Genomic DNA, 13,159 nt, shown 5'->3' with positions numbered 1-13,159 from the left:
CAGTCCAAGGAGACCAGCAATGAGCCAGTCCCAGAGCAAGCTTTCCCGCAGGACCCTGTTCGGTGCGGCCGCCACCACCGGCGCCGTGGCCGCAGTCGCGAGCCTGCTGCCCGCGCAGCGGCCCGATGCGGAGGCCGTGACAGAAAAGCCCCAGGAGCCGCCCTCGCGCGGCGGCGGCTACCAGCTCTCCGAGCACGTCAAGCAGTACTACCAGACCACCCGCATCTAACCCGCCTGTCCCGGGAGCCTTCCATGTTGCTGACCAAGAAATCGGGTGCCGCCCACGGTGTGGCGCGCGTCAACGGCGAATCGCGTTCGCCTTTCATCCACAGCCTGCAGCGCGGCCTCTCGCACGCGCTGCCCACCATGGACCGTCGCGCGTTCCTGCGCCGCTCGGGCCTGGGCGTCGGCGTCGGCATCGCCGCCGGCAGCCTGACGCTGGTGAAGAAGGCGAAGGCGGCTTCGGCCAACGGCCCGGCGGTCGGCACCGGCAAGATCGAGGTCAAGCGCACGGTGTGCACCCACTGCTCGGTGGGCTGCGCGATCGACGCGGTGGTCGAGAACGGCGTGTGGGTGCGGCAGGAGCCGGTGTTCGATTCGCCGATCAACCTGGGCGCCCACTGCGCCAAGGGCGCGGCGATCCGCGAGCACGGCCACGGCGAGTTCCGCCTGCGCTATCCGATGAAGCTCGTCGACGGCAAGTACCAGCGAATCAGCTGGGACCAGGCGCTCAACGAGATCGCCGGCCGGATCCAGGAGATCCGAAAGGCGAGCGGCCCGGATGCCATCTACTGGATCGGCTCGTCCAAGCACAGCAACGAGCAGTCGTACCTGATGCGCAAGTTCGTGAGCCTGTTCGGCAGCAACAACTGCGACCACCAGGCCCGCATCTGCCACTCCACCACCGTGTCCGGCGTCGCCAACACGTGGGGCTACGGCGCGATGACGAACTCGTACAACGACATGCAGAACAGCAAGGCTGCGTTGTACATCGGCTCGAACGCGGCCGAAGCGCACCCCGTCTCGATGCTGCACATGCTGCACGCCAAGGAGAACGGCACGAAGATGATCGTGTGCGATCCGCGCTTCACCCGCACGGCGGCGAAGGCGGACCAGTACATCCGCTTCCGTTCGGGCACGGACATCCCGGTCCTCTTCGGCATCCTGTACCACGTCTTCAAGAACGGCTGGGAAGACAAGAAGTACATCAACGACCGTGTCTACGGCATGGACAAGGTCCGCGAGGACGTGCTGGCCAAGTGGACGCCCGACAAGGTGTTCGAGGCTTCCGGCGTGCCGGAGGAGGCCCTGTACAAGGCGGCCGAGACGATGGCGAAGAACAGGCCGTCCACCATCGTGTGGTGCATGGGCCAGACCCAGCACTCGATCGGCAACGCCATGGTGCGCGCCTCCTGCATCCTGCAGCTGGCGCTGGGCAACGTCGGCGTCTCCGGCGGCGGCGCGAACATCTTCCGCGGCCATGACAACGTGCAGGGCGCGACGGACATCGGTCCCAACCCCGATTCGCTGCCCGGCTACTACGGCATCACCGAAGGATCGTGGCGCCACTACGCCACGGTCTGGGGCGTCGACTACGACTGGATCAAGGGCCGCTTCGCTTCGCCCGCGATGATGAGCAAGCCTGGCATCACGGTGTCCCGCTGGATCGACGGCGTGCTGGAGAAGAACGAAGTCATCGACCAGGATCCCAACCTGCGGGCCGTCGTGTACTGGGGCCACGCGCCCAACTCGCAAAGCCGCGGCGCCGAGATGAAGCGGGCCATGGACAAGCTGGACCTGCTGGTGGTGGTCGATCCCTACCCGTCGGCCACTGCGGCGATGGCGGCCATGCCGGGCAAGCCGGAAGACCAGAATCCGAACCGGGCCGTCTACCTGCTGCCGGCAGCGACGCAGTTCGAGACCAGCGGCTCGGTGACGGCTTCCAACCGGTCGATCCAGTGGCGCGAGAAGGTGATCGAGCCGCTGTGGGAGAGCCGCAGCGACCACATGATCATGTACCAGCTGGCCGAGAAGCTCGGTTTCGGCAAGGAACTGGTCAAGAACTACAAGATGCAGAAGGTCAAGGGCATGGACGAACCCGTGCCCGAGGACATCCTGCGCGAGGTCAACAAGTCGAACTGGACCATCGGCTATACCGGCCAGAGCCCCGAGCGGCTGAAGGCCCACATGAAGCTGATGGCGCACTTCGACGTGAAGTCGCTCCGCGCCAAGGGCAGCGTCAAGGATCCGGAGACCGGCTACGACATCCAGGGCGACTTCTTCGGCCTGCCATGGCCCTGCTGGGGAACGCCGGAGCTGAAGCACCCCGGCACCCACGTGCTCTACAACCCCTCCCTGCCCGTGATGGAAGGCGGCGGCTGCTTCCGCGCGAACTTCGGCGTGGAGAAGGATGGGGTCAACCTGCTGGCCGAGGACGGCTCCCATCCCCAGGGCTCCGAGATCACCACGGGTTATCCGGAGATCGACCACGTCTTCGTGAAGAAGCTGGGCTGGTGGGGCGAGCTGACGCCGGCGGAACAGGCGCTGGCGGAAGGCAAGAACTGGAAGACCGACCTCTCCGGCGGCCTGATCCGGGTGGCCATGAAGAATCACGGCGTCTATCCGTTCGGCAACGCCAAGGCGCGCGCGATCGTGTGGAACTTCCCCGACGGAATCCCGCAGCACCGCGAGCCGATCTACAGCACCCGGCCCGACCTGGTGGCCAAGTACCCGACGCACGACGACAAGAAGGCGTTCTGGCGGCTGCCCACGCTGTACAAGACGCTGCAGCAGAAGAACCTGCAGGACAAGGTCCACGAGAAGTTCCCGCTGATCCTCAGCTCGGGGCGCCTCACGGAGTACGAGGGCGGCGGCGACGAGACCCGCTCCAACCCGTGGCTGGCCGAACTGCAGCAGGAGGCTTTCGTCGAGATCAATCCGAAGGCCGCGGCCGAGCGGAACATCCGCAACGGCGACAGGGTGTGGCTGAAGACGCCGACCGGCGCGCAGCTGAACGTGCAGGCGCTCGTCACCGAGCGCGTCGGCCCGGACACCTGCTGGATGCCGTTCCACTTCGCCGGCCGCTGGATGGGGACCGACATGCTGCCGTACTACCCCAGCGGCGCGGCGCCGGTCGTGCGCGGCGAGGCCGTCAACACGGCGACCACCTACGGTTATGACAGCGTGACGATGATGCAAGAGACCAAGACCACGATCTGCAACGTGGAAAAGGTCGCCTGAGGAGCAAGACATGGCACGAATGAAATTCATCTGCGACTCGGAGCGTTGCATCGAGTGCAACGGCTGCGTCACCGCATGCAAGAACGAGCATGAGGTGCCGTGGGGCGTCAACCGCCGGCGCGTCGTGACGCTGAACGACGGTGTGCCGGGCGAGCGCTCGGTCTCGGTCGCGTGCATGCACTGCTCCGACGCGCCCTGCATGGCGGTGTGCCCGGTCAACTGCTTCTACCGCACCGAGGAAGGCGTGGTGCTGCACGACAAGGACACCTGCATCGGCTGCGGCTACTGCAGCTACGCCTGCCCGTTCGGCGCGCCGCAGTTCCCGGCGGCCGGCACCTTCGGCGTGCGCGGCAAGATGGACAAGTGCACGTTCTGCGCCGGCGGCCCCGAGGACCACGGCTCGCAGGCCGAGTTCGAGAAGTACGGCCGCAACCGGCTGGCCGAAGGCAAGCTCCCGGCCTGCGCCGAGATGTGCTCCACCAAGGCCCTGCTCGCCGGCGACGGCGACGTGGTGGCCGACATCTTCCGCAACCGCGTCCTCAAGCGCGGCAAGGGCGCCGAGGTCTGGGGCTGGGGCACCGCCTACGGTTCGCGCCAGGCCGGCCAACCGCAAGGACAGAAATCGTGATGCGCACCCTCCTCATCACCGCCGCCGTGCTGGGCCTTGCCGCTTGCGGCGAGGACCCGCAGATCGCCAACCGCGTGAAGCAGGACGCCGCTTCCTTCCAGGGCACCGGCAAGGCCGCCCCCTACATGGCTTCCGGCTGGAAGGCCGGCGACCGTGGCAGCTGGGAGGCGCAGCTCAAGACGCGTACGCAGATGGGACAGAACGACTATGCCAAGGTCAACTGAGCTGCTCGCATCGGCGCTGATCGCGCTGGCCGCGCTGTCGGCTGTTCCGGCGGCGCTGGCGCAGGCGCCCGCGCAGCAGGGGCAGAGCGCGGCCACGCAGCCGGCCAAGCCCGTCGTCGACGACCCCGCCCCGGGCCAGCAGCCCGGCGGCATCCAGGGCCAGAACATCTTCGACGTGAAGCCCGAGGTCAAACGCGATGCGTCCAACGACCCCGGCTACATGGACCAGACCAATGGCCAGCGCAATGCGGTGCAGCCCGGCAACAACGCGCCCATGTGGCGTGACGTGCAGCGCGGCATGGCGGGCTATTCCAGCCTGCCCAGGAGCCAGGCGCCCGAAGCGGGCGTGCTGATCCAGGCACCGGTGCAGTACCCGGGTTCGCGCATGACCACGGCCGGCGAGGCGTGGCGCCAGGTGCGCAACAACTGGTTGATCCCGTACGGCGGCGCGCTGATCCTCATCTCCATCGTCGCGCTGCTCATCTTCTGGTTCGCGCGTGGCCCTATCGGCCACAACGAGGCCGTGGGTGGCGGCGGGCGCCGCATCGAGCGCTTCACGCCGTTCGAGCGCGCCGCGCACTGGACGAATGCGATCGCCTTCGTGGTGCTCGGCATCTCGGGCATCGTGATGGCGTTCGGCAAGTTCTTCCTGCTGCCCATCATCGGGGGGACGCTGTTCGGCTACTTCACGTACCTGCTGAAGAACCTGCACAACTTCTTCGGGCCGCTGTTCGCGGTGTCGCTCCTGATCGTCATCATCACGTTCATCAAGGACGAGTTCCCGCGCAAGGGTGACATGGGCTGGCTCGCGAAGGCCGGCGGCGTGTTCAGCAAATCCGGCGAGGAGCCGCCCACGCACCGCTTCAACGCGGGTGAGAAGGTCGTGTTCTGGATCGCCGTGGTCCTGCTCGGCATCGTCACGGTGGGGTCCGGACTGGTGCTGGACAAGCTGATCCCGTCGATGGACTACCTGCGCAGCACGATGCAGCAAGCGCACATGGTCCACGCCGTGGCCGCCATCCTGATGATCTGCCTGATCGGCTTCCACATCTACCTCGGCACGGTCGGCGTGCGCGGCGCGTACCGCGCCATGCGCGAAGGTTACGTGGACGAGGCCTGGGCCCGCGAGCACCACGCCTACTGGCACGAGGACATCCAGGCCGGCAAGATCCCCGCGCAGCGCAGCACGCAACAGGGCGCGCCGCTCACCGAACCCGTTCGCACCGCCTAAGGCAAGGAAACATGAGCAAGCGCCTCCTTTCCCTCCTCCTGGCCGCCGCCTTCGGCGCCACCGCGCAGGCCAAGCTGCCCGCCCCCCAGCTGGACGATGCCGCCAAGGCCAAGGCGGCCGAAGCCGCGGCCCGCACAGCATGGCAGGCCAAGGTCGACGCGTTCCAGCTCTGCAAGGCTCAGGACCGGGTGGCCGCGAAGGTCAAGACCGGCGGGAACAAGTCGAACGACGCCAAGGCGACGCCCGTGGTCGCCAAGTCGGCGCCCGCGCCGGCTGCGGCTGCCTCCGCTCCCGCCGCGGCTGCTTCGGGCGCGACCACCCCGACGGCCTCCGCACCGCCGGCCCCCTGCGTCGAGCCCGGCCCGTTCGCCTTCAACCCGCCGGAGCAGAAGCCGCTGGAAACCTCGGGCGCGCACTCGCCCACGGGCACGTCCGGCGGTCCGCCGAGCGTGCGGTCCGAGTCGGCGCAGATGGCGCCCGCCAAGCCGACGACCGGTCCTTCCGGCGGCGCAGCAGCCCCTGCCGCCCAGAAGTAATCGTCATACCCCGCGCGGCCTCGTGCCGCGTCTGAACTGCCCGCGATGCTGCCTCGGCTGACCCAGGCGCGCGCGCCCCTCACGCGCGAAGTGGACGTGCTCGACGAGCACGGCCGGCAGCAACGCATCTCCATTCCGGCCGAGCGGGACCTCACGGTCTACGTCGACAAGCGCGAACTCGTCACGCTGATGACGCTCGGCGCCCATCCGGAGTGGCTGGTCCTCGGCTACCTGCGCAACCAGCGGCTGGTGCGCTCGGTCGAGGAGGTCGAATCCGTGAGCGTCGACTGGGAAGTCTCCAGCGCGGCAGTGAAGACGCGCTCCGGCATCGACCAGATCGAGGAACGCACCTCGCGCCGCGTGGTCACGACCGGCTGCGGACAGGGCAGCGTGTTCGGTGCGCTGATGGATGAGGTCACTTCCCTGCGGCTTCCGCCCGCCGTGCTCGACCAGGCCACGCTGTACGCGATTCTCGAAGCCATCCGCCGCCAGGAGAGCACCTACAAGTCCGCCGGCTCGGTGCACGGCTGCGCGCTCTTCCGCGGTGCCGAGATGCTGCTGTTCGTCGAGGATGTCGGTCGCCACAACGCCATCGACACCATCGCCGGCTGGATGTGGATGCAGGGTCTCGCCGCCGAGCAGGCGCGAGAGGATGAGCCCTACGTCTTCTACACGACGGGCCGGCTCACCAGCGAAATGGTGATCAAGTCCGCGCAGATGGGCGTGTCGATCGTGGTCTCCCGCAGCGGCACCACGCAGATGGGCCAGCAGATCGCGCAGCAGCTCGGCCTGTGCACGGTGGGACGGGCGCTCAACCGGCGCTTCATCTGCTACACGGCGCCCGAGCGACTGCGCTGGCAGCCGGAACTCGCTGCAGCGCCCGCCTGAAGGCGACAGGTTCAGTGTGCGGCCGCGCCCTGGCCGGCGCCGCCGCCCATGACGTAGTAGCCGCGCGAAGTCGGCTGCGCGTCCCAGCGCCGCATCCGCCAGTCCTCGTAGTTCGTCGTGACCCGCGCGACGAACGAAGGCAGCCGGTCGTACAGGTGGACGGAGATGCGCGGCAGGCGCATCAGGTCGTCGCCGGCACGGGCGCGCGAACTCACGATCGCCGTGCCGCTCGTATAGCCGGCCTGCCGCACCATCTCGGCATGGTCGGCGCGATGCTCGCCGTAGGGGTAAGCGAAGCTGCGGACCTCGGTGCCCAGCAGCCGCTCCAGGTCATTCTTGCAACCGGCGATCTCATCGCGCGCCGTCGAGTCATCACAGCGGCAGAGGTTGACGTGGTTGCGCGTGTGCGCGCCGATCTCCATGCCCGCCGCCAGCCAGGCGCGGAGGTGGTCCGCGTCCATCAGCGGAACGGCAGGCGCCCCCACGGGCTGGTCCCAGACATTGGTGCCGCCGATCTGGCCGCTGACGATGTACGCCGTGGCGGTGAAGCCGAGCTCGCGCAGCAAGGGCAGGGCGTGCTCGAAATTGTTCACGTAGCCATCGTCGAGCGTGATGCCGAACACCTTGCCCGTCTTCTCGCCCAGCAGATAAGGCTCCAGGTCCCGCATCGAGAGGCCCTGCCAGCCCAACAGGCGCAAGGTGCGCAGCTGCAGGCCGAAGCGCCACGGTGGCAGCACGAGCGATCGCACCGGCGTGCCTCGCCGGGGCGTGGGCGACGTCTGGTGATACGAGAGCACGGCGATCGGGCTCGACGGACGAGCTGCCGCTCCACGGGTTTGTCTCACTTCGTTGTCCATTGCGACCTGCTGTAGCTGTGCAGTCGCAATGATCAGGCAGGAGCGGACAGGGCCTGTAGGCGCAAGTCCCGTGCCACTGTAGGCCTGCAAGGCGGTAGTCCGACCGGGCCACTCTCGCGCCCACACAAGCGATGGGCCGCGTGTGAACATCCCCTGTGACAGGACGCAACGTGGGCGTCCCAGGGATGTTGAATGCAGTCAAGTGGCGTGGAGGTATGGACGGCGCAGCCGCAGAGGCTGGGGAGCGATGCATGCGCGGAGCTCGCGGCGGTCCTCGACCAGGAGGAGCGTGAACGCGCCGGCCGCCTGCGTTTCGAACCGGACCGCCGCGCCTTCGTCGTCTCGCATGCGATGCGCCGCATCGCCCTCGGCCTGGTGCTCGCCGCCGACCCGCACGAACTGCGCTTCGCGAGCGGTGCGCAGGGCCAGCCCATCCTGCTGGACGCCCGCGCGGGCGCGCTCTCTTTCAGCCTTTCGCGCAGCCGCGAGCTGGTCGCCTTCGCGTTGTCCGCCGGGGGACCGGTGGGCGTGGATGTCGAGGCCGTGCGGGACGGCGTCGATGCGGCGCTGCTCGCGCCCTACATGGACCTTCGCGATGTCGGAGAGCCGATCGGCATCGAGGACTTCTACGTGCGCTGGACGGCGCTCGAAGCGTACTGGAAGGCGCAGGGGCTTGGCCTGTCGCGCACCCATCCGCGCATCGCGCTGAACGCCACCGGTGACAGCTGCATGGAAGTGCGCATCGGTGCGGGCGTGCGGCCCTCCGGCCTCTTCGCCGTCCGGCTGCCCGCGCCGCCGACGCATGTGCTGAGCGTGGTGTGCCGCAAGGTCGACAGCGTGCGGATCGTCGAGCTGGAGAAGCTCGCGCCGCCACCGGCCATGGACCCCGGGACGAACGACTCGGGTCGCAGGGAGGGCCACTTCGTGGTGGCTGGTGCTCCGAGGATTTTCAGTTCATAACGTGACGATAGGGAGAGGGATGGTGATCACAAACGCGGTGTTCGTGGGGGACGGAAGCCTGCTGGTGCAGTGCGCCGACGCGTTCCGCAAGGCAGGGCATGGCATCGTGGCGGTGGTGTCCGCCAGCCAGCCGAATCTCGACTGGGCGGCGGCCGAGGGCCTGCCCGCGATCCGGATGGAAGGAGACTGGGGCGCGCAGCTCGATGGCCTCTCGTTCGACTATCTCTTCAGCGTGGCCAACCTGCGCATGCTGCCGCAGCCGGTGCTGGACCGGCCTCGCCGAATGGCCATCAACTTCCACGATGCGCTGCTGCCACGCTATGCCGGCCTCAATGCCACGTGCTGGGCGCTGATGGCGCAGGAGCCGGTGCACGGCATCACCTGGCACGAGATGACGGCGAAGGCCGATGCCGGCCGCGTGGTCCGGCAGGCCTCGTTCGAGATCTCGCCCCATGAGACCGCGCTCAGCCTCAATGCCAAGTGCTACGAAGCGGGACTCGCGACTTTCGAGCAGATCGCGCAGGACCTCGCGCGCGGCGAGCTGACTTTGTCTGCGCAGGCCGGCGAGCGCCAGTACTTCGGGCGGCACAAGCGGCCCGAAGCCTTCGCGACGCTGGACTTCCGCAAGCCTGCGCGCGAGCTCGCGGCCCTCGTGCGCGCGCTGGACTTCGGCACCTACGCCAACCCTCTCGGCCGCGCGAAGGTGTTCGACGGCACGCAGCTTCTGCTCGTTCGCGGCGCGTCGGTGATCGAGCCGACGGCCAATGCAGCTGCGGGCACCGTGCTGGCGGTCGAGGGCGACACGCTGCGTGTCGCCGCGATCGGCGGCGACGTGACCCTCACCGGCTGCACCGACTTCGAAGGCCGCCCGGGCGCGCCAGGACTGCGCGTCGGCAGCGTGCTGCAATCGCCGTCGTCCGATGCGCTCGCGAGGCTCTCGCAACGCACCGAGCAGATCGCAAAAGGCGAGCAGCATTGGACGGACGCGCTGCACACTGCCGCGCCGGTCGAGCTGCCGTACCCGCGCCGCAACGCCACCGAAGCCGCGCAGTTCCTTCGCTTTCCGCTGGGCACCGCCCCGCGCGGCTCGACCACCGTCGCCGCCTTCGCGGCCTGGCTCTCGGCGCTGACGGGCCAGGAGCGCGTCTCCGTGCTGTACACGGACGCGACGCTGCTCGATCAATGCCTGGGCCTCCAGCCGTGGCTGAGCGCCTGGGTGCCGATGACGGCGGAGAACGCGCCGCAGAGCACGACGCTGGAAGCGGCGGGCCGCACTGAAGCGCTGGTGGCGCGCAGCCGCGCCGCCGGTCCGATGACGCGTGACCTGCCGCTGCGCATGGGGGACCGCCATTCGCCGCTGCCCGCTGTCGCCAAGGTCGCGTTCTCCCTTGCGCGAATCGAGCCGCCCGCAGGCTGCGAACTGCTGCTGACGCTCGATGCAAGCGGGCAGGGCCTGGAACTCGTGGTCGATGGTGCGGTGTTCGGCGCCGGCACGGGCCTGGCCATCGCCACGCACCTGGGCGTCTGGCTGAAGGCGTTCGCACAGTCGAACGCCGAGCTCGCGCAACTGCCGCTGCTTCCCGCCGTGGAGCAGCAGGCGCTGGACCAGTTGAATGCCACTTCGGTCGCCTTCGACGCAACCGGCACGGTCGACCAGGCGATCGTCGCGCAGCTGCGCCGCACGCCGGACCAGCTGGCGGTCACCACGGGCCCGGATAGCCTGAGCTGCCGCGAGCTGGACGAGCAGTCCACCGCGCTCGCCCACCGGTTGCTCGGGCGAGGCGTGAAGCCGGGCGACATCGTCGGCCTGTGCCTGCCGCGCACGCCGCAACTGCTGGTGGCGGTGCTGGGCGTGATGAAGGCGGGCGCCGCCTACCTGCCGCTGGATCCGGAGTACCCGCGCGACCGCCTGCAGTTGATGGTGGAAGACTCGCGTGCGCCCGTCGTGCTGGTGAGCGCGGCGACTGCTGCGTCGCTGGAGCTGGAGCCCTCGCGACAGGTGCGCATCGACGACGGCGAGACCCCGGAGATCACTCGCGAGCTGCCCGCGCCCGATGCACGCCGCCCCGCGTACGTGATCTACACCTCGGGTTCGACGGGCACGCCCAAGGGCGTCGTGGTCACGCACCGCAACGTGATGAACTTCTTCGCGGGCATGGACGAACGCGTGCCGCACGAGGCCGGTTCGCGCTGGCTGGCCGTGACCAGCCTGTCGTTCGACATCTCGGTGCTGGAGCTGTACTGGACCCTGGCACGCGGCGTCACCGTTGTCCTGCATTCGGACATGGCCGCCGAGGCCGCCAAGGCGCCGGAGTTCAGCCTGTTCTACTTCGCGAGCGACGATTCGCGCGACCCGCGGCAGCACTACGAGCTGCTGATGGAGGGTGCGAAGTTCGCCGACCGCGAAGGCTTCACCGCGGTCTGGACGCCGGAGCGCCACTTCCACGCCTTCGGCGGCCTGTACCCCAACCCCGTGGTCACGAGCGCGGCGATCGCCGGTGTCACGTCGCGCGTGCAGATCCGCGCCGGCAGCTGCGTGATCCCGCTGCACCACCCGGTGCGGGTGGCGGAGGACTGGGCCTTCGTCGACAACATCTCCAACGGGCGCGTGGGCATCTCGTTCGCTTCGGGCTGGCAGCCGAACGACTTCATCCTGATGCCCGACGCTTTCGCGAAGCGGCAGGACGAGATGGTGGCGCGCATGGACATCGTGCGGCGCCTCTGGCGCGGCGAGGCCGTTGCCTTCCCGGGCCCGAACGGCAACCTGGTCGAGACGCGCACGCTGCCGCGGCCGGTGCAGAAGGAGATCCCGGTGTGGATCACCGCGGCGGGCAATCCCAAGACCTTCGAGCAGGCCGGCACGCTGGGCTGCCGACTGCTGACCCACCTGCTCGGGCAGAAGGTCGAGGACGTCGCCGAGAAGCTGCAGATCTACCGCGCCGCCTGGCAGAAGGCCGGCCATCCGGGCAACGGGCACGTCACGCTCATGCTGCACACCTTCATCGGCGCGGACGAAGACGCAACGCGCGAGACGGCCCGCGGGCCGATGAAGAAGTACCTGCGCAGCTCGGTGGACCTGATCAAGAAGGCCGCCTGGTCGTTCCCGACCTTCGTGCAGCGCGGCGCGGCCAGCGGCAAGACGCCGCAGGAAGTGATGGAGTCGGCCCCGCTCTCCGACGGGGAGATGGACGCCCTGCTGGACCACGCGTTCAATCGCTACTACGGCACCAGCGCGCTGATCGGAACGCCCGAGCGCTGCCTGGAACTGGTGGACAAGGTGCAGGCCGCCGGCGTGGACGAGATCGCCTGCCTGATCGACTTCGGCATCGCGCCCGCGACCGTGATCGAACACCTGCGTGACCTGAAAGGCCTGATGGAACTGGCTCGCGCGCCGCGCGCCTCCGCCCGCCGCGTCTCGGTCGCCGAGCAGGTGCTGCAGCACGACGTCACGCACCTGCAGTGCACGCCTTCGATGGCCGCGATGCTGCTGGCCGACGCGCCCGGCCGCGCCGCGCTGTCCAGGCTGAAGGCGATGATGGTCGGTGGCGAGGCGCTGCCGCTGGAGATGGCCACGCAGCTGCGTTCGCTGGTCCCGGGTGAGCTGCTCAACATGTACGGCCCGACCGAGACGACCGTGTGGTCCACCACCTGCAACCTGCAGCGCGTGGAGGGCTACGTGCCGCTCGGCCAGCCGATCGCCAACACACAGCTGTCGATCCGCACGCCGTGGGGTGCGGAGTGCCCGGCCCTCGTGCCCGGCGAGCTGTATATCGGCGGCGACGGCGTCACCGACGGCTACCTGCACCGCCCCGAGCTGAACGCCGAGCGCTTCGTCGCCGACGCAGCCGATCCTGGTCAGCGCTGGTACCGCACCGGCGACCTGGTGCGCCGATTGCCCGACGGCGCGATCGAGTTCCTCGGCCGCATCGACCACCAGGTGAAGATCCGCGGCCACCGCATCGAGCTGGGCGAGATCGAGAGCGTGCTGCTGCGGCAGGAAGGCGTGAAGCAGGCCGTGGTGGTGGCGCGCACCGACACCGCGGGCCAGACATTCCTGGCCGGCTACGTGACGCACAAGCCCGGCGCCATGCTGCACGCCGCGAAGCTGCGCGAAGCGGTGTCGCAGGCGTTGCCCGAGATCATGGTGCCGCAGGCCGTGCTGGTGCTGCCCTCGCTGCCGATGACGCCCAACGGCAAGATCGACCGCAAGCTGCTGCCGGACCCGCGCCTGTCGAGCGATGCCAAGCCCGCCGCGGCGGGTGCGCCGGCCGCGACGCCCGGCAACGAGATGGAGCAGACCATCGCCGCCATCTGGCAGGAAGTGCTCGGGCTCGAGACCGTGGGCACCACGGAGAACTTCTTCGACCTCGGCGGCCATTCGCTGCTGGTGGTGCAGGTGCAGCGGCGCCTGCGCGAGGCCACGGGCCAGGAGGTCGCGATCACCGACATGTTCCGCCTGCCCACCATCCGGGCGCTGGCGGCGCACCTGGGCGGCGGCGGCGCTTCGACCGCCGTCGCGCAGGGACAGAGCAGGGCGCAGGCGCGCCGGATGCTGCGCAACCGCAGCATGCAGGCGCAGCCGACGACATGAGGCA

10 protein-coding genes are annotated in these 13,159 nt (G+C 68.9%); 9 read left to right on the top strand and 1 reads right to left on the bottom strand.

The window, feature by feature from the left end:
• Nucleotides 1–19 precede the first annotated feature (19 nt).
• The 7 genes from EZ313_RS17450 to EZ313_RS17420 are packed head-to-tail and all read left to right on the top strand — an operon-like array spanning nt 20 to nt 6,747.
• Complete coding sequence (locus EZ313_RS17450; RefSeq protein ID WP_135264532.1) at nt 20–229, top strand: formate dehydrogenase; 210 nt, start codon at nt 20–22, stop codon at nt 227–229.
• 23 nt (nt 230–252) lie between these two features.
• Complete coding sequence (locus EZ313_RS17445; protein ID WP_135264531.1) at nt 253–3,240, top strand: formate dehydrogenase subunit alpha; 2,988 nt, start codon at nt 253–255, stop codon at nt 3,238–3,240.
• A 10-nt stretch (nt 3,241–3,250) separates the two neighbouring features.
• On the top strand, nt 3,251–3,868 hold the full coding sequence (gene fdh3B / locus EZ313_RS17440) for a formate dehydrogenase FDH3 subunit beta (protein ID WP_135264530.1): 618 nt from the start codon (nt 3,251–3,253) through the stop codon (nt 3,866–3,868).
• Entirely contained in the window at nt 3,868–4,092 is a 225-nt protein-coding gene (locus tag EZ313_RS17435) for a hypothetical protein (RefSeq protein ID WP_135264529.1), read from the top strand. Before fdh3B ends, EZ313_RS17435 begins: the two co-directional genes overlap by 1 nt.
• A complete protein-coding gene (locus tag EZ313_RS17430; RefSeq protein ID WP_135264528.1) occupies nt 4,076–5,323 on the top strand; it encodes a formate dehydrogenase subunit gamma in 1,248 nt (415 codons plus the stop codon). The genes EZ313_RS17435 and EZ313_RS17430 overlap by 17 nt, the downstream gene beginning before the upstream one ends.
• An 11-nt stretch (nt 5,324–5,334) precedes the next feature.
• Nucleotides 5,335–5,859, top strand: coding sequence for a hypothetical protein (locus EZ313_RS17425; protein ID WP_135264527.1), 525 nt, complete (start codon nt 5,335–5,337; stop codon nt 5,857–5,859).
• A gap of 45 nt (nt 5,860–5,904) precedes the next feature.
• The gene (locus tag EZ313_RS17420) at nt 5,905–6,747 is read left to right on the top strand and encodes a formate dehydrogenase accessory sulfurtransferase FdhD (protein ID WP_135264526.1); all 843 of its coding nucleotides are present in this window, start codon (nt 5,905–5,907) and stop codon (nt 6,745–6,747) included.
• An 11-nt stretch (nt 6,748–6,758) separates the two neighbouring features.
• On the opposite strand, the gene EZ313_RS17415 is transcribed toward EZ313_RS17420, so the two are convergent.
• Nucleotides 6,759–7,592: a polysaccharide deacetylase family protein gene (locus EZ313_RS17415; protein ID WP_240788692.1), complete on the bottom strand. Its 834-nt coding sequence runs from the start codon at nt 7,590–7,592 to the stop codon at nt 6,759–6,761.
• A gap of 204 nt (nt 7,593–7,796) precedes the next feature.
• Between EZ313_RS17415 and EZ313_RS17410 the strand changes: the two genes are divergently transcribed.
• Both EZ313_RS17410 and EZ313_RS17405 read left to right on the top strand, forming a co-directional pair.
• Nucleotides 7,797–8,564: a 4'-phosphopantetheinyl transferase family protein gene (locus EZ313_RS17410; RefSeq protein ID WP_135264524.1), complete on the top strand. Its 768-nt coding sequence runs from the start codon at nt 7,797–7,799 to the stop codon at nt 8,562–8,564.
• A 19-nt stretch (nt 8,565–8,583) separates the two neighbouring features.
• Complete coding sequence (locus EZ313_RS17405; protein ID WP_135264523.1) at nt 8,584–13,155, top strand: MupA/Atu3671 family FMN-dependent luciferase-like monooxygenase; 4,572 nt, start codon at nt 8,584–8,586, stop codon at nt 13,153–13,155.
• Nucleotides 13,156–13,159 lie beyond the last annotated feature (4 nt).

The organism is Ramlibacter henchirensis (assembly GCF_004682015.1).
In the GTDB taxonomy this organism is placed as follows: Bacteria; Pseudomonadota; Gammaproteobacteria; order Burkholderiales; family Burkholderiaceae_C; genus Ramlibacter; species Ramlibacter henchirensis.
Note: the sequence above shows the minus strand (reverse complement) of the source record. Positions and strands in the feature narration are given on the sequence as shown.